This window comes from Ruegeria sp. CF3 (genome assembly GCF_056537365.1).
Genome location: NZ_JBQFRK010000003.1, coordinates 399,866 through 419,107, shown reverse-complemented (window position 1 = coordinate 419,107; position 19,242 = coordinate 399,866). Strand labels below are relative to the sequence as shown.

General features: G+C 57.9%; 24 protein-coding genes and 1 tRNA gene. 9 read left to right on the top strand and 16 right to left on the bottom strand.

Going from position 1 to position 19,242, the window contains the following annotated elements:
* Complete coding sequence (locus ACR0KC_RS13690; protein ID WP_170563813.1) at positions 1-402, bottom strand: DUF2147 domain-containing protein; 402 nt, start codon at positions 400-402, stop codon at positions 1-3.
* A gap of 134 nt (positions 403-536) precedes the next feature.
* Between ACR0KC_RS13690 and hisA the strand changes: the two genes are divergently transcribed.
* Positions 537-1,256, top strand: a complete 720-nt coding sequence (gene hisA / locus ACR0KC_RS13685; RefSeq protein WP_170401433.1) for a 1-(5-phosphoribosyl)-5-[(5-phosphoribosylamino)methylideneamino]imidazole-4-carboxamide isomerase — start codon at positions 537-539, stop codon at positions 1,254-1,256.
* 1 nt (position 1,257) lies between these two features.
* On the opposite strand, the gene ACR0KC_RS13680 is transcribed toward hisA, so the two are convergent.
* Positions 1,258-1,704 (bottom strand): DUF302 domain-containing protein, encoded by a 447-nt coding sequence (locus tag ACR0KC_RS13680; RefSeq protein WP_480439179.1) that lies wholly within the window; start codon positions 1,702-1,704, stop codon positions 1,258-1,260.
* 120 nt (positions 1,705-1,824) lie between these two features.
* Between ACR0KC_RS13680 and hisF the strand changes: the two genes are divergently transcribed.
* The 3 genes from hisF (at position 1,825) to ACR0KC_RS13665 (ending at position 3,518) form a co-directional block, all read left to right on the top strand.
* Positions 1,825-2,586 (top strand): imidazole glycerol phosphate synthase subunit HisF, encoded by a 762-nt coding sequence (gene hisF / locus ACR0KC_RS13675; protein ID WP_480706733.1) that lies wholly within the window; start codon positions 1,825-1,827, stop codon positions 2,584-2,586.
* On the top strand, positions 2,583-2,900 hold the full coding sequence (locus ACR0KC_RS13670; protein ID WP_170401439.1) for a phosphoribosyl-ATP diphosphatase: 318 nt from the start codon (positions 2,583-2,585) through the stop codon (positions 2,898-2,900). Before hisF ends, ACR0KC_RS13670 begins: the two co-directional genes overlap by 4 nt.
* A 69-nt stretch (positions 2,901-2,969) precedes the next feature.
* Positions 2,970-3,518, top strand: coding sequence for a hypothetical protein (locus tag ACR0KC_RS13665; protein ID WP_480586685.1), 549 nt, complete (start codon positions 2,970-2,972; stop codon positions 3,516-3,518).
* Between the two features lie 53 nt (positions 3,519-3,571).
* Here the strand turns inward: ACR0KC_RS13665 and ACR0KC_RS13660 are convergent, their stop codons facing one another.
* From ACR0KC_RS13660 to rlmB, 5 genes are all read right to left on the bottom strand, one after another.
* Positions 3,572-3,988 carry a VOC family protein gene (locus ACR0KC_RS13660; RefSeq protein WP_480706735.1) on the bottom strand — a complete coding sequence of 139 codons (417 nt, stop codon included), beginning with the start codon at positions 3,986-3,988 and terminating at the stop codon, positions 3,572-3,574.
* A 120-nt stretch (positions 3,989-4,108) separates the two neighbouring features.
* Positions 4,109-4,579, bottom strand: a complete 471-nt coding sequence (locus tag ACR0KC_RS13655; RefSeq protein WP_170392089.1) for a CoA-binding protein — start codon at positions 4,577-4,579, stop codon at positions 4,109-4,111.
* Between the two features lie 291 nt (positions 4,580-4,870).
* Positions 4,871-5,242, bottom strand: a complete 372-nt coding sequence (locus ACR0KC_RS13650; RefSeq protein ID WP_170735482.1) for a YHS domain-containing (seleno)protein — start codon at positions 5,240-5,242, stop codon at positions 4,871-4,873.
* Positions 5,243-5,417: 175 nt separating this feature from the next.
* On the bottom strand, positions 5,418-5,693 hold the full coding sequence (locus ACR0KC_RS13645; protein WP_255612144.1) for a hypothetical protein: 276 nt from the start codon (positions 5,691-5,693) through the stop codon (positions 5,418-5,420).
* Positions 5,694-5,705: 12 nt separating this feature from the next.
* Positions 5,706-6,479 (bottom strand): 23S rRNA (guanosine(2251)-2'-O)-methyltransferase RlmB, encoded by a 774-nt coding sequence (rlmB, locus tag ACR0KC_RS13640; protein WP_170625271.1) that lies wholly within the window; start codon positions 6,477-6,479, stop codon positions 5,706-5,708.
* Positions 6,480-6,595: 116 nt separating this feature from the next.
* Here rlmB and ACR0KC_RS13635 point away from each other — a divergent pair.
* Positions 6,596-6,679 (top strand) — tRNA-Tyr (locus ACR0KC_RS13635).
* A gap of 86 nt (positions 6,680-6,765) precedes the next feature.
* Here ACR0KC_RS13635 and ACR0KC_RS13630 read toward each other — a convergent pair.
* From ACR0KC_RS13630 to ACR0KC_RS13605, 6 genes are all read right to left on the bottom strand, one after another.
* Positions 6,766-8,238: an ArnT family glycosyltransferase gene (locus ACR0KC_RS13630; protein ID WP_480791137.1), complete on the bottom strand. Its 1,473-nt coding sequence runs from the start codon at positions 8,236-8,238 to the stop codon at positions 6,766-6,768.
* A gap of 158 nt (positions 8,239-8,396) precedes the next feature.
* On the bottom strand, positions 8,397-8,933 hold the full coding sequence (locus ACR0KC_RS13625) for a DUF2478 domain-containing protein (RefSeq protein ID WP_480706739.1): 537 nt from the start codon (positions 8,931-8,933) through the stop codon (positions 8,397-8,399).
* 72 nt (positions 8,934-9,005) lie between these two features.
* On the bottom strand, positions 9,006-9,671 hold the full coding sequence (locus ACR0KC_RS13620) for an NnrU family protein (protein ID WP_170563835.1): 666 nt from the start codon (positions 9,669-9,671) through the stop codon (positions 9,006-9,008).
* Positions 9,672-9,776: 105 nt separating this feature from the next.
* Positions 9,777-11,840 carry an ABC transporter permease gene (locus ACR0KC_RS13615; protein WP_480706742.1) on the bottom strand — a complete coding sequence of 688 codons (2,064 nt, stop codon included), beginning with the start codon at positions 11,838-11,840 and terminating at the stop codon, positions 9,777-9,779.
* Complete coding sequence (locus ACR0KC_RS13610) at positions 11,837-12,886, bottom strand: betaine/proline/choline family ABC transporter ATP-binding protein (protein ID WP_170512340.1); 1,050 nt, start codon at positions 12,884-12,886, stop codon at positions 11,837-11,839. The genes ACR0KC_RS13615 and ACR0KC_RS13610 overlap by 4 nt, the downstream gene beginning before the upstream one ends.
* Positions 12,887-12,896: 10 nt before the next feature.
* A complete protein-coding gene (locus tag ACR0KC_RS13605; protein WP_170392106.1) occupies positions 12,897-13,847 on the bottom strand; it encodes an ABC transporter substrate-binding protein in 951 nt (316 codons plus the stop codon).
* Positions 13,848-14,181: 334 nt separating this feature from the next.
* Here ACR0KC_RS13605 and ACR0KC_RS13600 point away from each other — a divergent pair, with 334 nt between their 5' ends.
* Both ACR0KC_RS13600 and ACR0KC_RS13595 read left to right on the top strand, forming a co-directional pair.
* Positions 14,182-14,844, top strand: coding sequence for a DNA-3-methyladenine glycosylase I (locus tag ACR0KC_RS13600; protein WP_170512305.1), 663 nt, complete (start codon positions 14,182-14,184; stop codon positions 14,842-14,844).
* 42 nt (positions 14,845-14,886) lie between these two features.
* Complete coding sequence (locus tag ACR0KC_RS13595) at positions 14,887-15,573, top strand: hypothetical protein (RefSeq protein ID WP_223116794.1); 687 nt, start codon at positions 14,887-14,889, stop codon at positions 15,571-15,573.
* A 5-nt stretch (positions 15,574-15,578) separates the two neighbouring features.
* On the opposite strand, the gene ACR0KC_RS13590 is transcribed toward ACR0KC_RS13595, so the two are convergent.
* Positions 15,579-15,986, bottom strand: a complete 408-nt coding sequence (locus ACR0KC_RS13590) for a c-type cytochrome (RefSeq protein WP_170392112.1) — start codon at positions 15,984-15,986, stop codon at positions 15,579-15,581.
* 97 nt (positions 15,987-16,083) lie between these two features.
* Here ACR0KC_RS13590 and ACR0KC_RS13585 point away from each other — a divergent pair, with 97 nt between their 5' ends.
* On the top strand, positions 16,084-16,521 hold the full coding sequence (locus tag ACR0KC_RS13585; protein WP_170818768.1) for a DMT family transporter: 438 nt from the start codon (positions 16,084-16,086) through the stop codon (positions 16,519-16,521).
* Here ACR0KC_RS13585 and ACR0KC_RS13580 read toward each other — a convergent pair.
* Positions 16,505-17,191, bottom strand: a complete 687-nt coding sequence (locus tag ACR0KC_RS13580; protein ID WP_480771958.1) for an ABC transporter ATP-binding protein — start codon at positions 17,189-17,191, stop codon at positions 16,505-16,507. The genes ACR0KC_RS13585 and ACR0KC_RS13580 overlap by 17 nt on opposite strands.
* On the bottom strand, positions 17,184-18,470 hold the full coding sequence (locus ACR0KC_RS13575) for a lipoprotein-releasing ABC transporter permease subunit (RefSeq protein ID WP_170401484.1): 1,287 nt from the start codon (positions 18,468-18,470) through the stop codon (positions 17,184-17,186). The genes ACR0KC_RS13580 and ACR0KC_RS13575 overlap by 8 nt, the downstream gene beginning before the upstream one ends.
* Before the next feature lie 392 nt (positions 18,471-18,862).
* Between ACR0KC_RS13575 and ACR0KC_RS13570 the strand changes: the two genes are divergently transcribed.
* On the top strand, positions 18,863-19,219 hold the full coding sequence (locus ACR0KC_RS13570; RefSeq protein ID WP_170401488.1) for a hypothetical protein: 357 nt from the start codon (positions 18,863-18,865) through the stop codon (positions 19,217-19,219).
* Positions 19,220-19,242: the final 23 nt, after the last annotated feature.

Sequence of the window (19,242 nt, the reverse complement as noted above, 5' to 3'; positions counted from 1 at the left end):
TTACTGAACCCGTGTCCAGACCTGACCTCGGCAGACCAGACCCCCAACGGCACATCCCTTAACGGTCAGTTTGTTCTGGCTGTCCAGCGTCATTTTCGAGCTATAGGTTTTGTCGCGATCCGGGGCCCAGATTTTGCCGTCGTCATAGCTGCCGTTGCCCTCGGGGATCATGTCCCAGATGATCTGCTTGCCAAGGTTTTCGTACTCCAGCTGTTGGTTGCCTTGAGCATCAAATGCGCTGTCGATAGTTCCGCAGATGGCGCTGCCACATTCCGAAATCGACACATGCAAATAGCCGCCCGTATCGCCCGGAGCGGTCTTCCACAGCCCGTCTACTGGATCGGCAGCAAAGGCGGTGGTGGCCATCGCAGCGAAGACCGCTGCAAGAGAATATGTCTTCATGGTTATCTCCCTGTCTTTCCGGTCAGTCTGACCTGCCGTTCGGCACCGGGCAAGAATGACTTAGCGTCGCGTTGCGCCCCTGCCCTGCCTGTGCGATATCCCGCGCGTGTAACAGTGATATAGGGCCGCCCGAAATGATCCTCTACCCCGCCATCGATCTGAAAGACGGCAACGCCGTGCGCCTGCTGCGTGGTGAAATGGATAAGGCGACGGTCTTTAACGAAGACCCTGCTGCGCAGGCCCGCGCCTTTGTCGAGGCTGGTTGCGAGTGGCTGCATCTGGTTGATCTGAACGGTGCTTTTGCCGGGGAACCTGTTAATGCGGCACCCGTTGAGGCAATTCTGAAAGCCTGTGACGTGCCCGCGCAGCTAGGCGGCGGCATCCGCGATATGGCCACGATCGAAACCTGGATCGAGAAAGGTCTGGCGCGGGTGATTCTGGGCACCGTTGCAGTCGAAAACCCTGATCTGGTGCGCGAAGCTGCCAAAGCCTTCCCGGGCAAGGTAGCCGTCGGTATAGATGCCCGAAACGGCATGGTTGCCACCAAGGGCTGGGCCGAAGAGACCGACGTACAGGTCACCGATCTGGCGCACAGTTTCGAGGACGCGGGCGTGGCAGCGATCATCTATACAGACATCAACCGCGACGGTGCGATGCAGGGTCCGAATATCGAAGCCACGGCGGCGCTCGCGCAGGCGGTTTCGATTCCGGTGATTGCCTCGGGAGGCGTCAGCTCACTGGACGACCTGATCGCCCTGCGCGATTGTGGCGTCGAGTTGAACGGCGCGATCTCTGGCCGCGCGCTATATGATGGCGCGATTGACCTAAAAGAGGCCATTCGCGCCCTGAACTGAGTTATTGAGCAGCGGCGGCGGTCAGTTTCGCCAAAGCGCCGCGCATCTTTTCGATGACGGGGGATTTCTCGACTTCGTCGAGCTCGTCCATCGTCTCTTTCGGATCTTCATAAGCCAGCCAGACCTGTCCGTTTGCGTCTTCGTAGGCCTGCACCTTCAGCGGCAAGAACAGCCCCGCGCGCGGGTCGATCTGCATGGCGGGAGTGCCCAGAGCCGGGTTGCCGAAAATCAGCACCTGATTGGCCGGGATCGGCGTTCCGACCTTTTCCGCCCCCGCCGCGTGATCCACGCGGGCAAACACGGTAGCGCCCGCATTGCCCACGGCGGCTTCCAGCGCGTCCAGCGCCTCGGCCACAGATTTGTTGGTTTCCACTTTGATGATGTCGTCAGCCATGGCGGACAGGGCGCCTCCGAATGTGAGAATTGAAGCCAAAAGAAGTTGTCGCATTTGCGTAATCCTTTTCATAAATTTCACCCCTAATTTCCATGGCTTCGCGACAGATCACAATCACAAGTCTGGCATCGGCGGGGCTTTGCCGGTACAGGTGCCCCGAGCAAAGGAAAGCCCATGCTGAAAACCCGCATCATTCCCTGTTTGGATGTCGCCGATGGCCGTGTGGTCAAAGGTGTGAATTTCGTTGGCCTGCGCGATGCTGGTGACCCCGTGGAATCGGCCAAGGCATACGACGCCGCCGGAGCGGATGAGATCTGCTTTCTGGACATCCATGCGACGCATGAGAACCGCGGCACGATGTTCGATGTGGTCCAACGCACGGCAGAGCAGTGCTTTGTGCCTCTGACTGTAGGTGGTGGCGTGCGCACCAAAGATGACGTGCGGGCCCTGTTGCTGGCGGGGGCTGATAAGGTCAGCTTTAACTCGGCCGCCGTCGCGAATCCGGACGTCATCGCCGAAGCAGCGGATCAGTTCGGCAGCCAATGCATTGTCTGCGCCATTGACGCCAAGACCGTCAGCCCCGGCAAGTGGGAGATTTTCACCCATGGCGGGCGCAAGCCAACAGGCATCGACGCGGTTGAATTTGCCAAAACCGTTGTCGCCAAGGGCGCGGGGGAAATCCTGCTTACCTCGATGGATCGCGATGGCACCAAGGCCGGGTTCAACCTGCCCCTGACCCGCGCGATTTCCGACGCGGTAGATGTGCCGGTCATCGCCAGCGGGGGCGTGGGCAATCTGGATCATCTGGTCGAAGGTGTGACCAAAGGTGGCGCCAGCGCGGTACTTGCCGCCTCGATCTTCCATTTCGGCGAATACACCATCCACGAGGCCAAAGTGCATATGGCCGCCGCTGGCATTCCGATGAGGCTGACATGAGCATTCTGCACGATCTGGCGGCTACGATTGAGGCCCGTAAAGGGGCAGAACCAGACAGCAGCTGGACCGCCAAGCTGTTGGCCAAAGGTCCCGAGAAATGTGCCGAGAAATTCGGCGAAGAAGCCATTGAAGCAATCATCGAAGCCGCCAAAGGGGACAGGGGAAAACTGACCTCCGAGGCGGCTGATGTGCTTTATCACCTGCTAGTGATGCTGGCCGCGCGCGATGTTGCGCTGGATGATGTGCTGGGCGAACTGGCCCGTCGACAGGGCACCAGCGGCATCACGGAGAAGGCATCCCGACCAAAAGACTAAGCGGGTTTCGTGCGATGACCCGGCCCGCTATACTGCGGCTTCGGGTGCATTGAGGCAAAGGACGCGCAGATGATCAGAGCTTTGGTGTTCGCGGCAGCGCTTGCCACCCTCGCCGCCTGTGCCACCCCTCCCCCGTCTTCCGGAGATGAGGTCCAGCGGCTGGCGGCTGAAATCCAAAGCCTCGGCCCCGATATCGACCCGGAAGAGGCCACCCGCGCCGCCCGCATCGCCTATGCCTATACTGCGCAACTGGCGCAGGAATACGAGATCACCGACCCTCCGCTTATCCACAACGCCAAGGTCAACAAGGGTCTGCGTCCGCGTGGTCTGTGCTGGCACTGGGCTGAAGATATTGAGCGGCGACTGGATCAGGAGCAGTTCCGCACTCTGGAAATGCACCGCGCCATCGCCAACGCGGATAACCCGTTCCGCATCGACCACAGCACTGCCATTATCAGCCGCAAGGGAGAGAGCATGTACGAAGGCGTTGTCTTGGATCCCTGGCGCTATGGCGGAGTGCTATTCTGGTCGCCCCTGGTTGAGGACACCCGTTACGAGTGGGTTCCACGCGAAGTGGTTCTGGAAAAGCGGCGACAGGAACAAACATCCAGCCCGTGAGACTGAGCTTCTGCGGGCAGTGATCGAAGCGCCATAGCGACCCGACGAAAGCGTTACCCGTCGCGCCCCGGCTCGTTTGGATTGCTGGAAAACAGCGCGATTTTGTTGCCCTGAGGATCGCGCAGATAGCCGACATAGAAATTCGGACCATACGAGGCGCGAAAGCCCGGCTGGCCTTCGTCAGACCCGCCTGCGGCAAGCGCAGCGGCGTGAAGGTCGCGAACCTGCTGTTGGGTGCGCGCCTCAAACGCCACCATGGACCCGTTGCCAGCCGAAGCCGCGCCTCCATCAAAGGGTGATTTTACATAGAACTCGGGCTGAACCGGGGATTGCCCCGGCGGCACTGGCAGCGCATAGCTCAAGTCTCCGTGATACCGCTCCAACGCAAAACCAAGGGCGGGCAGGAACGCCGAATAAAACCGCTCGGCACGCGTGATATCGTCAACACCAACAGTCACATAAGCAATCATTCCGCATGGTCCTGTCTTATTGGTTTGCTGAATGGGTATAGGTCAATTGGACCTCCCCCTCAACAAATGCACCATTTCTGTTCAATTCAGGCCGGGACGTAGACACAAACGTCAGGGCCGTCACAGCTTGGACGAAATCACTCCAGTCGCAAACCCACCCATACGCAGTTCGCCAAACAAGCGCTGATATTCGATCTTGGGGCAGCGGTTCATGACTACGTCGATATCGCGGGCCTGCGCTTTAGCAGCGGCCTCGGCATGTTCAACTCCGATCTGCATCCAGATGGTGCGCAAGTCGGGAAACGCATCCAGCGCCTCGTCGACAATGGGTGGCACGGCCTCGGAGCGGCGAAAGATGTCAACCATATCGACGGGCTCGGGAATATCGGACAGCGAAGCCTGCACCGTCTGGCCAAACAGCATCTTGCCTGCATGGCCCGGATTGACCGGAATCACCCGATATCCCTTGAGCGACAGATAACGCGCCACGTAATAGCTGGGCCGCACCGGGTTCATTGAAACCCCAACCACCGCAACCACTTTGGTGCGCCTAAGGATTTGGGTCAGAACATCGTCGGAGTAGTCATTCATGAGCACACCATAAGCAAGCGCATGCAAAGAAAAAAGCGCCCAGGAAACTCCTGAGCGCCAGTTGTTGGAACGAGGGACAGTGAAATGACCCGCGGCAGTTCCATTCCGCGGTCACTGTGACATTTAAGCATGAGTTTTCTAAAAAAAAGAGGTCGCGCGCATTTTTGTGATGACACATCACAAAAGGCGGAATGCCGCCGAATGGGACCGTGCGCATTTCCTTCGGCGATCATGGTCAGAACGGCTCGTTACATAAGCCGCGCGCCGATCTTAAGCCAAGAGCAATAGGTTTTATTGGTAAAGAACCGCAGGCCAATGCCCCTCGGCCTCGCGGATGTAATTGGTGACATCGCGTTCCCAGATACGTTCGATCGCTTCCGAGTGGGTCAGATATAACCGCCCATCCACAATCTGCCATGCCTTGGGATCGGTACTGCTTAGCAGGCCTTTCGCCATCGCATAGGCGCAGTAACCACCAAACTGCGGGGCATAGGCGCGCGGATTGCGTTCAAATCGATCGCGATTTTCCTCTGACGCAAACCGCCAAATCGCACCCTTCCACATCAGCGCTATGTCGGGCTGACCCAACTCTGGTGCTCCAGCCTTGAAATAAGAAACCGCATCATAGCCTGAGACCGCCATCCCATCGTCCACGTAGAACATGGGCATTTCCTGCGCACCGACGACAGAGGCAAACGGGGTACAAAAGAGACTGATCAAGAAGGAACGTCGAGACAACATAGGTGATTCACTGGATTGCGGTTAGAGGGCTTCAAGATGCATATTTCAAACCGTATCTGAAACCCCCATGACGCCGATGTGAACGGGCGTGCGGTTGTTAATCGAAAACGTCTTCGATCACGTCCCAGGCTTCGTCCAACACCTTTGAGAACAGACCCCGCTTTTTCTTCTTTTTGTATTTTTTGTGCTTCTGTGCCGGCTGGTAACTTTTGATCGGCCGATCTGCCAGTTTGGCTTTTGGCACCATCTTGAGATTATGCAGGGGTGCGCCGCAGCTTGCGCAACTCAGCTCGTGCTGTTGCTTTCCCCGAAGAACCAATGCGGCACGGGTACCGCAATAGCAGCAGGTGGCAATTTTATGTGGAGTGGATATGGGGGCCTCCTGTCATCTGGGTTTGGATGCATATAGTGCGATAGCCGCGGCATTTGAGACGTTTAGAGAACCAAATCCCCCCGCCGCGTCAATTTTTACCAATTGATCGACGGTTTCTTTGGTTTTCTGCCGCAACCCGGGCCCCTCGGCCCCGAGCACCAGCGCCACCGGGCGATCACGCTTGTCGCCCAGCGTGGCTTCTATCGTCTGTTCGGCCTCACCATCCAGACCCAGGACTAAATACCCCATGTTCTGCAGCTCGATGATCGTATCGGCCAAATTGCGCACGCGTAGATAGGGCTGTCGTTCCAACGCGCCGCTGGCAGTTTTTGCCAAAGCGCCGGTCTCGGGCGCTGAATGGTGGCGGGTGCCAATGACGGCGCTGGCGCCCAGCACTTCTGCCGAGCGTAGAATCGCCCCGACGTTATGTGGGTCTGTCACCCGGTCCAGCAGAAGCACACGTGGGTTTTCCTGCCCGATACAATTCTCGGCAAGCCCACCCCATTCCAGCGGCTTGACCTCAAGTGCCGCGCCCTGATGAACCGATCCCGGATCAATCGGTGCGGTGAATTTTCGCGGATCAACGATCTCGGGTACAATCTCCGCAAATTCAATAGCTTCCAGCAGTTTGTCGCGGGCATTGCGCGTCACAATCAGGCGCAGCTTCTGCCGTTTCGGGTTCATCAGCGCGTCGCGTACGGCGTGTAGACCGAACAGCCAGACGGTTTCTGCCGCAGCCGCTTTGCGCGCCTGTTCCTTCTCAACGACCCACTTTGGTTTCTTCATGATACGGGCCTCCGGGCCGGGAATTCGGTTTCCTGCGTCAAAGCGGTATTTTCCTGTTGACGCCCTTTAGACGCGCTAGTAATCACGCCTCCACGTCAGGTGCAACGCCTGACAGTGGGCGACAGGCCGCAAGGTGTGGCAGGGGACTGTAACTCCCTCGCGGAGACGCACGCCTGGTTCGATTCCAGGGTCGCCCACCACTTACTCACCGAAAAAATTGAGCCATTCGTTCAGGCCGATATCTGGGTGATAGCAACGTTCGATGTCAACTTCCATGGTCCCCGCGCTATTGCGACACAGGTCCAAATGACAGCGTCATCTCTTCGTTGTTGTCAAAGCGGTATGGCGCTACCAAGGTTTTCACCTGTGCTGGGTCGACGTCCTTCGGGACATTTCGAGCCGATTCCCAAACCCGAAGAGCAGCATTTGGCGCGCGCGGGTCCCGATCGCTGTAAACAGGCTGATCGGGCGCAAAATAGGCCATGTTTCCGGAAATCCAATTGTCAGCAACAATTGCACTTTCGGGCGTTGTTTGCGCGATTATCTCAGAGGTCAAAGTAGCGAAAGGGGCCGCGCGTTTGGCATCCCCTGCCAGATTGTGATGCAGCATCGCCAGTCCGATAAACACCGCTAGAACGGCGCTGACCTGAGCAAATCGGTTTACGCCTTTACGACCTGTTCTGGGTAGTAGCCACAAACACAGTACGGGGCCGGCATAAATCAAAATCGGTTGCAGCCAGCGATCCTTTACGTTGGTGCTTCCGCTCACAAGCACTACAGCCGCCATAAGTAACAACGCCCAGACTAGAGTACGCGTCATCAATCGCCACAGATCATCGCCTTTGGCGGCCACCCCTTGCCTGAGATAGATCGACCAAAGGACGCCCAGTACGATCAGCAAGAGCGATACAAACCCAGCCGACGCCAAGGCCAACTCAACCAAGCCTTGCAGCGCGATCAATGTGGTTGGGCCATCGCTGCTCATGTCCAACTTGCGCGCGCTTGCAAATGCGTGTTCGGGATTGTTCAGAACCCATAGCACCGGTGGTGTGACAAGCAATGCGGCGACACCCAACGAAAGCAGCAGTCGAGGCGACCAGAGAGGCTTGCGCGTCTCAGATGCACTGAAAGCCGCCAGCAACATGGCCAGCAGCGCGATCGCATAGTTGTATTTTGACAAACTTCCCATTGCCACGACTACGCCCAGCAAGACGAATCCCCAAGTCGTCGGTTTGCGAATTAGCCCCCAAATCACCGCGAAGGTCAGAACCGAGCAGAGATTGGCCAGAACGGTATGCGTCAGCGCGCGTTGCGCCTCCCAACTAAACTGATAGAGCATCAGAAGTGACAGGACCGACAGCCCTGCCCACAGTGGCGCATGACGGGTTCGTATGGTCAGGTACAGCGTGACAACCGTCGCCAGCAGCATCCCGTTCTTCAGCAGTGACAGCCCTAATATGCCGGGACCGGTGATCTGAAAGATGCCCCATTGCAGCCAGGCATAAAGTGGCAGTTGCGGGCCGTAGCCCCATTCCAAGCGGCGCGCATCAAGAAGTATCTCAGCCTCATCCAGACCAAGCGCGCCGCCGGTTGCAACTCGCAATACGACATGAAGCAGAAAGTAAGCCGTGACTATGCTTAACCAGAAGCGATCTGTCGACATCAACCCATCGAGACGGGATTGCTTCGCTGCCGGGTCATCGACCCCGCAAGCGGCTTCCAGAGATCGCTCATCTGAGACGCACTGATCTTCGATCATGGATAAGCCCATTTCGTCGGCACTCGCCCAGGATATCTGGCCGCCGGATTGCAACTTTGACCGAAGCTAGACCCGATGTGTGGGCTCAAGTCCACCATTTTTGCGGCAGTTGGGCGCGTGAAACAATGCGCGCAGCTCAGCAGATGGATGCCTGGGCTTCAGCCGCCAGATGCCGCGGCGGGTTGAACGTCAGTTTGGGATATTTTGTCAAACCACTCAGTCAGGCTGCTGACATCGGGGCCAAGCGCCTCGGCTATGCCGCCGGCGAATTCCTGAAACTTTTCAATATTCAACTGATTGACGCCCACCAAGACGGGAATTTCACGCTCGAGTGCGTCGGCGACAATAGGGCGAAAGCCCCGCCCGTCCGCCTCGTGCTTTCCGAACTTGTTGATGATCAGCAATTGAGGGCCATCCTCAAGCGACCGCGTCACGAGGCCGACGGCCCGTTCCAATTCAGCCGGATCCAGACGGCAACCCCGAGCGTTCTTGCCAAGAGATTGTGAGATGCGAATGGTTTCCCCGGTCGGCATGACTTTCAGATCCATATCGCATTTATATCCGTCGGCACATTCGGTGTTGGTCTGCACAACCCCGGCAATCGGTGTTCCGGCCTGCACAAGACCATCCGCAAATTCGCTAAGCAGGCGATCGGTTGCGCCGCGATCGGTTGTCGTAACATAGGCCAGATGCATTTTTTGGACCTCAAAGTTCAATTGGTGACTTTTCAGATAGCACGCGTCGGCTTGTCCGACCACCTTCATCCATTAAGGCAACGGAGAAAGCCCGATCACCGATGCGTGCAGGTGGAGGAGAACCGCGTAAGAAGCCAAAGCAGTCAACCAGACCCAAAGGCTGGGCCAAGGGCGGGGCGCGCTGAGTGACAGGCGCGCGGTATTGCGGGAAAGGCGTACCCACTGCGTCCCCAAATTGCGCGCGGTGCGGTGATCAATGAGCGCCATGCCCATCACCGCAAAGCCAGCAAACAAGCCGAACAAGATGACATGCGACAGGCTTCCATTGGCCAACAGATGTGCCAAAGCCCATAGCATCAACGCCGCAAGTATCGGATGACGCGTCGTGCGCAGGATTCCAGGGTTTTCGGGATCGAACGGACGGTGCCCCAGCCCTCCGAATGAGAACGGGTTCCGGATCGACAGGCCCGCAATGGCCAACCAGCAGACTATAGGCATGACCAGCAAAGGCACCCAGCGAAAGATTGGAAGCGGCGGGATCACTTCGACATAGGGTGCATTTGCGGCGGCGATGATCAACCAGGCCAAAACTGCTAGCGAAATCATTGAATAGCTGGCGAAATATGCGCGCTTTCCCATCGTACCGATCAGCCAGCCGCGCACTGCGGGGCGTGCTGGAATCATGTGGCTAAGAAGGAATGTGGCAAGTGCTGCGAGGAAGAGGCCCCAACCGGTCATCGTAATCTCCGAACGTGTTGCGCCCGGTTTAGGCCGTGACAGCGCGCTGGTCTTTGTCCGAAATCAAGTGAGGGCAAAGGGGCGGTTACCCGCCCCTGCCCTGTCTTACAGGCCCAGTGCCTTTCGGCGTTCCTCGGCAAAACCCTGCACCATACGATCAGCGATCAGTGCTAAAATTGCCATGGCAGCACCGGCCGAGATGCCAAGCCCCACATCCGCCTGTCCCAGCGCCAGATAAATCGACTGGCCCAGACCGGTTGTCCCGATCAGTGCCGCAATCACCAGCATGGCGAAGGCATAGAGGATGGTCTGGTTCAGCCCCAGTAGGATGGTCGGTGCGGCATAGGGCGCGCGGACGTCGCGCATGATCTGCCACTCGGTCGCGCCGCTGGAGATTGCGGCTTCCATCATTTCCTCGGGTGTGTTGACCAGCCCGTGTCGCGTGTAGCGGATCATCGGGACGATGGCGTAGGCGCAGATCGCCAGGAAGGCCGAGAACTCACCGATCTGAAACACCATCAGAACTGGGATCAGGAACACAAACAGTGGGATCGTCTGCAGCATATCACAGATCGGGCGAACCACTTTCCAGACCGGCCCCCAAACTGCGCTGGCAAGACCGATCAGCCCTCCGACTACTGCGCAGGAAAACACTGCGGCACCGCTGAGGTAGAGCGACAGGAGTGCCCGCTCCCACAGGCCTGAAACGAGGATGGTACACAGCAGCCCAACCGACAGCGCTGCAAGACGCCAGCCACCCGCGACCCAACCCAGCGCAGCCGCGCCGGTCAGGACAAACGGCCAAGGCAGGTTTGATATGCCGGTTTCCAGCATGCCGATCAGGATAAGAACGATCAGTCCACCGGTCAGATGCCCGCGCCATGCCATCAGCAGAGCGATAGCCGCACCGGCGGCGAACAGACCCCAGCTCATGCTCGGGGTCCACTGGAACCCCCAGGTGAACGGTAGTACAGCCTGGTCCAGACCGATCCGCAAGGGCAACAACACATAGAAGAGAGAGTTGTTCTTGAGTGCGTCCAGCCAAGGCCCGTTAGCCTGCGTAAATGAGGTCAGGCCGGTGTCAATCGCCTCGGCCATCGGGTCCAGAATTGTAAGGTCAGACGGGTTCGGCAACCGGGACCAGAAGGCAGCGGTAAATAGCACTGCAAAGCCCAGCATCGCCCAGACAACGCGGCTGTCATATCGCTTGCGCTCGGTTGCCAAAGTACCGCTCATCCGGTCGATGATCACTGCGAAGACAACGATGACCAAACCGGCCATGAGGGATTCACCGAACTGTGCCTTGCGCATGGTCAAAAGGACTTCCCAGCCGATGTCGTTGAAGCCGCCGATGACCGCAGCGATGATCACCATCGACAGGGCGGCCATCAGGCATTGGTTCACACCAACCATGATCTGAGTCGTGGCAGCAGGAATTTCGACCTGAAAGAGCTGCTGCCAGCGCGTCCCGCCGGACATGATCGCAGCTTCTTTGATTTCGGGCTCTACCCGTTCCAGCCCCAGCATAACGTTGCGAGCCATAGGTGGCGCGGCGTAGATGGCCGAAGCGATCAGGCCGACCACCGGACCGAAGCCAAACAGAAGCAGCAGCGGCGTCAGATAGGCAAAGGTCGGCACCGTTTGCATGATGTCCAGTACTGCCTGAACAAAGGCCTTCACACGTGGCACTTCATTGGCAAGAATACCGATAGCCCCGCCCATAATCAGCGCCACGGGGACAGATACGGCGACAAGGGCCAGTGTATTCATGCTCTCGGCCCAATAGCCTGAAGCCAGAACGAAGCTGAGGCCAAAGAACCCCAGCGCCGCCATCGGCAAACCGCCCAGATACCAACCCAGCGCAGTGACGACCCCAATCAAGATCGGCCAGGGCGTGCTGCCGAGCACGTAGTTTGCAGCATTCATCGGATACGTCATCAGGTCCGAAAACAACCGCATCGCCGGTTTAATGCCATTCAGAAACCAGTCGAGAAACGCCCCAACCCATTGCGTTGCAGGCAGTTCCCATTCTTTGGGCCATGTGACCAGCCTTGGGGCGACGCCTTCCAGCGCAAGGCAAACCGCGCCAACGACAAGGGTAATCAGCGCGGCCTGCGCCCCAGCCGTCAGGCGGGCCTGCCGCGCGGGGATATCCGTCACAGCGGTCATGCTTCATCCACCTGCAGGGCTGCGGCGAGATCGGACGGATGAACCGTACCGACAATATTGCCGTCTGCATCGCGGACAGGAACGGGTTCATACAGCTCCATGCAATGTGCGAGCGCCGCGTCGAGCGTCATGGATGTGGTCAAGCCCGGATCATCCGGCCCACGATCAGCATCATCACGCATGACCGAAGCAACCTTGGCATGCTGGCCTTTGGCCACGTCCTTAGAAAATTCGCGCACGTAGTCGTCCACCGGACGCAGCACGATATCCGTCGGCGTGCCGATCTGAACGATCTTGCCATCGCGCATGATGGCGATGCGGTCGGCCAGTTTCAGCGCCTCTTGAATGTCGTGAGTGATAAAGACGATGGATTTCTTCAACGTCGCCTGGATGCGTAGGAATTCATCTTGCAGTTGGCGACGGATCAAAGGATCAAGGGCCGAGAACGGCTCGTCCAGAAACCAGATATCGGGATTCACCGCAAGGCTGCGCGCGATCCCTACGCGTTGGCGTTGACCACCCGAAAGCTGCCGAGGAAAGCTATCTTCGCGGCCTTCCAGGCCGACCAGCGAGATTACTTCCTGCGCACGCGCCAAACGTTCCTTTTTACCGACGCCTTGCACACGCAGCGGATAAGCCACGTTTTCGGCCACGGTCATATGAGGGAACAGGCCAAAATGCTGGAAAACCATGCCCAGCTTCTTGCGCCTTAGTTCAGTCAGGGTCTTCTTCGATGCGCCGATGACATTCTCGCCATCCACACGGATCTCGCCGCCCGTACCGGGCAGAAGTTGCGAAATGCAACGAATCAGCGTTGATTTGCCCGAGCCGGACAGACCCATGATGACAAAAAGCTCGCCTTCTTTGACCTCGAAATTGGCATCCTGAACAGCAGGGATAAACCCCAGTTCGCGCAAATCGGCGGCGGCTTTGTCAGCGTCACTCCCTGACCGAGACAGCGCGTCGGTCAGAGCTTTGTCGGCACCTTGGCCAAACACCTGCCAGAGATTCTGGCAGGCGATGGCTGGCGTATTCGCTTCAGTCACTTAAGCGGACTCACTGCGTTGCCGCGTCAACGACGGGGCGCCATTTGTCTTCATTCTCGGCCATCCAAGCCGCGACGACTTCTTCGACCGCGCCACCATCTACGTCGATCGCCCCCATCATTGGCTGCTGGTCTTCGACCGAAAGCTGATAGTTAGTCAGGATTTCATAGGCAGCGGGCCACTTGTCTGCCATGCCGCTCCAACCGGCCTTGAAGATACGTGACGGCGAGAAATCGCAATCATTCACTGCGTTGGGGTTCGGGCCCCAAGACGGATCGTTAAAGCACGCCTCTTCGCCTGCAGGCAGTTCGACAAACTGTACGTCATATGCCGACATCGCCCAATGTGGCTGCCAGAAGGTGATCAGCAACGGCGACTTGCGCTCGGTCGAGGCGCGCAATTCGGCGATCAAAGCGCCCTCGGAACCCGCGGGGACCGCTTTGAACGGCAATTCAAGACCGGTCATACGATCCGCGCCGGGCGTACCCCAATCCGCTGGGTAATCGACCAGACGGCCACCGGGCAGAGTTTCAGCCGTAGCAAAAACTTGCGCACACTCTTTCAGCGCTTCCCACGCAGGCAGGCCCGGGCAGAGCTCCGCCACATGTGCCGGGTAGGCAATGCCTTCCTTGGCATCAAGCCCCAGATCGCCGATTTCAACAACGGTGCCTTCGTCGATCTTCTTGGCATATTCGTCGGACACGTTGGACGACCAGATTTCCAATGTCGCGTCAATGTCCCCATCGGCCAACGCCTGGAACTGATTCATCATCCCGGCGGTCACGTATTCTACGTTATAACCGGCAGCCTTCAGCATCTCACCCGCCACATGGGTGGTCACATGTTGACCGGTCCATTCGTTGATCGCCAGCTTGATCGGTTCATCGACCGCGCCCATATCTGCGGCATGGGCCGCCCCGGCCACTGCGATAGCCAAAAAGCTCACGCTTAGCTTTTTCATAACAACAACTCCCTGTTTTTTACGTTTGCCCCATGGCGATATCGAGCCCGCCCAGGATCATTTGTGGTCACAGCACATTTCGCAACATGCACAAGTTTAGCCGAAAAAGGAAAGGGAACAGTTGTTCCGGGTCCGACGCGCTTCATCAAGCGTGAAAACACAACCCATCCCTGCTGCTCCACTCGGCAATACACACACTTAACACCGTCAGTTCGGAACCGTCAAAGATATTGATTGACTAGTCAATATAAAACACGCGCTTCATCTCAAGATCTGATTTGCCTTGTCAAATCTTCTTAATAAGGCAGCATCTGGATAAGGGAGGGTCTGGGAGATGCGTCACTTTGAAAAGATCTACCAGATATCGGCTGATCGCCACGGCGGCCCCGCCGAACTGGAAAGCAAGCTAAGCAAGCCTAAACCAATCGCCGAATTGGTGGCGATGTCAGATGATCGCTGGTTATCGATTATTACGAAAACCGTGTTCCAGGCAGGGTTTAACTGGAAAGTGATCGAATCGAAGTGGGACGGATTCGAAACGGCATTTGACGGCTTCGACATTGGACGCTGCGCATTCATGGATGACGAGAAATTCGACGCACTGCTGCAGGACACCCGCATTGTCCGCAACGGAACTAAGATTGCCACAGTGCGCGACAATGCCGCGTTTCTGCTAGAACTCCGCGCGGAAGGTGGCGTCGGGCAAATTCTGGGCGGGTGGCCATCACAGGATTATGTCGGCTTGCTACAGATGCTCGCCAAGCGCGGATCGCGGCTTGGCGGTGCTTCGGCGCAGTATGCTATGCGATTTGCCGGTCGGGACAGCTTTATTCTGTCCCAAGATGTAACAGCTCGTCTGATCGCTGAGGGCGTTATCGACAAACCTGCAACCTCCAAAAAAGCAATGGCCGCGGTGCAGGCCGCGTTCAATACATGGATGGGACAATCCGGGCGATCGCTGACGGAAATCAGCCGGGTTCTGGCGATGAGCCTTTGAAAACGACTTGCAGCGCCGAGCTGCCGCATTAGGCTCAATGCCATGATCCGCCCCCTGTTGATTTCATTGCTGTTTCTATTTGTAGCCTGTGGTCGACCTCTAACCGATCACGAGCGCGCATTTGTCAGTAAAATCCACGGAGACACATTGAATCTGGATCGTGTGCGATTGGTAGAGGGTGCCCCCGTCGCAGCGGTTACATTTACCCGCAAAGCCCGCCCTCGGGTTGCCTGCCGTGAACGAATCTTACCACCTGTCAAAGAGGAAACCGTGACCGGCAAACCCGCGGGCGTTGCGCTGTTCAATCATGTATACTTCACGAAGGACTGGTATCTGGACGACTACATGAGCCAGTACCCCGATCAGGTGAACCTGATCGGGGCAATGTTGCTTGCGCATGAATTAACCCATGTCTGGCAGTGGCAAAATCGCAAGACAACTGGTTATCACCCGTTCCGCGCTGCGGCAGAGCATGGCCGGAAGGACGATCCTTACCTGTTCGACCTTGATACTTCGCCCGATTTTCTGGCCTATGGCTACGAACAGCAGGGCGCCATCGTCGAGGAATATGTTTGCTGCCGGGCGCTCGACCCCGACGCACCTCGAACCAAGCGTCTGCACGATATGCTAAGCGCCCAATTCGAAGTCTCGAAATTGCCCGGTAGCAGGCGCGAAAGCTCCGTCCTGATACCCTGGGCGGGCGCAGAGATTAATGGTATCTGTCGCTGAGCTTGTTAGTTTACTTGCAGGGTCTTCAGGTAAGCCACTAGATCCACGATTGGCTTGCTGGTCAGGATTGGCTGCCCTTCCGGCGTTTTGATCGCGGTGTCGTTACCTTCGAAATAGGGGCCATAAACCGGCATCGGGCTGCCATGGCTAACCAACGGTTCGCGCCCGTCAATCCGCGCTACGACGCGCGCTGTCGGAAATACACCATTTGCATCGGCCAGCGTTCTCAGGTTTGTCGGCTGGATCACCAGCACCCCGGCCATTGGCCCATGCCCTGTTGCATCCAGTCCATGACAGGTAGCGCAATAGTGCTGATACAGCTCGGCCCCGGTCTCCACGTCCTGAGCTGAAGAGGCCTGTGGTATCATGGTAAGTACAGTCAGCGCGCCCGCGCCAAGTATTGATCGGATCATCACTTTTCTCCCTCCTGCCTTGCAATTCGAGACTTGCCGGGAGGTCGCGCTGACGCAATGATCCAGATCAACGAAATAGGCGCAGGGACAAAAGGCAATGACACAATACGCAGCCATCATGCTGGCCGCCGGGATCGGCGTTCCCATCCTCGCCGCGCTGAATGCAGCCTTGGGCAGGTTGATCGGCTCACCCAATGCGGCCGCCGTCGTCCTGTTCGCGATCGCCTTTGTCGCTTCAGCGCTGGCGCTGTTGTTACTCGGTGGATCCGATGCCTTTGCCAAACTCACCCAAGCCCCCAAACATCTGCTGCTGGGCGGCGTATTAATCGCCTTCTATGTGCTATCAATCACCCATGTGGCCCCACATTTTGGCGTGGGCAATGCGGTGTTTTTCGTCTTGCTCGGCCAGTTGATCAGCACAGCTGCGATTGACCATTTCGGTCTGTTCGGCGCTCAGGTTACGCCGCTGACATTCATGCGGGCAGGAGGCATTGCAGTAATGGCAATCGGGGTCGCCATCACTCAGCTGGCCTGAGCACGCCCCCTTCCAGCCGCAACATCCGGTCCATCCGCGCCGCCAGATCAAGGTTATGCGTCGCGATCAGCGCCGAAAGCCCTTCATCCCGCACCAGCGCCATAAGGGCCGCGAACACCTGATCCGAGGTATCGGGGTCCAGATTGCCGGTCGGCTCATCCGCCAGCAGCACACGTGGCTGATTTGCCAGTGCCCGGCAGAAGGCCACGCGCTGTTGCTCTCCGCCCGACAAGGCTGCTGGCCGGTGCTCTGCGCGCGGAGCGACGCCAACGCGATCAAGTAACTGCATCGCACGGGCTTGCGCTGCTTTCTCGGAAGCACCGTTTGCCAGTTGCGGCAACACGATGTTCTCCAGCGCCGTAAACTCAGGCAACAGATGGTGGAACTGATAGACGAAGCCAACATCGCGCCGACGGATCGCTGTGCGCGTGCGATCCCCTTTGCCCGTCGCGCCCTGCCCCGCGACTTCGACTTCGCCTGTATCCGGGGTATCCAGCAGGCCCGCGATATGCAGTAGGGTCGACTTGCCCGCCCCGGATGGCGCAACCAGTGCCACAGCCTCACCCGCGCGCAGCTCCAGATCGGCACCGCGCAGAACCTGCACCTCTCCTGGGGTGCCTTGCAGATAGGTCTTGGTCAGACCGCTGAGCCTCAAAGTCACATCACTCATAGCGCAGCGCCTCAACCGGGTTCAGCCGCGCTGCGCGACGAGCCGGGAAATAGGTGACAAGGAAAGACAGGCCAAGTGACAGCCCGATCGCTTTCATGACGTCAGACAGGTGTAATTCGGCGGGCAAGGCGTAGATGCCGCGAATGGACGGGTCCCAGACGCCGCCGCCCATGACGTAATTCACGAAGGAAAAAATCGGGTCGATATAGATGGCGAAGAGGCAGCCCAGTACGACGCCCATCGCTGTTCCGATGATTCCCGTAAAGGCCCCGCAAATGAAGAACACCCGCAGCACTGATCCTTCGCTGAGCCCGATGGTGCGTAAGATACCGATGTCGCGCCCTTTGTTCTTCACCAGCATGATCAACCCCGAGACGATGTTCATTGCTGCAATCAGCACGAGGATCGACAGGATGATGAACATCACATTGTCTTCGACCTCCAGCGCCCGCAGGAATCCTCCAGAGGCATCCTGCCAAGTCCAGATCTGGCTGCGCTCACCTGCGGCCTCAAGGATCGGAATCAGGATCGGGGTCAACTCTTCGGGGCGCTCGACCATCACTTCGATCTCGTCCGCCACGCCTTCACGGTTGAAGAAGCTTTGCGCCTCGGCAAACGGCATGTAGACGCGCGTGCGGTCGATGTCATAGCGCCCGGCAGAAAAGACATAGACCACCTCATAAGCGTTCACGCGGGGAGATGTGCCAAATGCGGTTTTGACACCGTTGGGCGAGGTCAGTTTGACCCGATCCCCCACCGTCGCCCCGATGGCCCGCGCCACGCCCGAGCCGATGGCGATGCCGTCCGGGAACCGGGACAGGTCACCATAGGCCTCTTCGCTTTCTGCAATACCGGGCAACTCGGCCAGATCGTCGGGACGAATGCCAAAGACCTGCACGCCTGAACTGCGGTCCGCATTGGTGATCAGCACCTGCCCTTTGACAAGCGGTGCTGCCCGTTCGACCCCCGGCACCTGCGCGATCCGCTCGGCCATTTCATCGAATTCCGTGATGGTGCGGTCTAGCCGCCCCTGCGCATCGATTTCTCCGGCGGAATACACCGTGACATGTGCGTTGGCCCCAAGAATAGTGCCCACGAATTCTGACCGGAATCCGGACCGAACAGCCAGCGTCGCGATCAGAGCGAACACAGCGAGCGTAATCCCGATCAGCGAGATCCAGGTCATCACGCTAACGCCCCCTTCGGCCCTACGGGCACGGAGGTATCGCCAGGCGATTTTCCATTCGAAAGGGGCAAAGGGCGGGGGAGATTTGGCCATTTCTGCCTCGGGTTCAGATTTTTCGCGACCCTTTCGACATTTCGCCGGATGGTCAAGCCAGTTATCGTGCGGACACCGGTTCGGCGTTACTGCGCCCGATAAAGGGGCGAAAAGAACAGTTTGAAACGAATCATTTGCCCCAAGCGCCAACTCATCACCGGCAGCGCGAGAAATCACTGGCCGCAAATTATACCAATGGTTGTGAACCCCTTCACAGACAAGGGCTTATTGTTTCAGTTATGAAGTCAATGTGAGATATCAGCACCCGACTGAGTCACAATCGCAACATTCAGGTGCGAAATATTGTTTCACAAATTGATTAGTGTGAGAAACTTTGTCACCCTATTTGTGTGGGGGACACATTTTAAGAGTTTAAGGGCGGAGGCACGCTCATGGGTATTCAAGAACATATGGAAGGTACGGGCCCGATTACTGCCCGTTCAGCAGCAACAGAACTGGATTGCGAAAGCGCCGCATTGTTGCGGGCAGCGATCAGGCCAGTTTTCACAAGCGCAGCAAGCTGGGCCGGTTTGGCCGACATACTGCGGGACAAAGGCTATCGCCTTGCTTTCCGGCAGGGGCGGCTGTGCATCACGGATCGCGCCACTGACGAACGCGTCTGTGGATTGCGGTTTCTGGGCTTCGAACTGGCGGAACTTGTACGCCGCTTTGGTCGCCCGATCGTGGTCGCACGCGGCAGCGAAGCGGACGGCGATTTCCTGACCGCACGTCCGACCTCAGCTTCCTGAGCTAAACCGCCGAAGGTTGCACC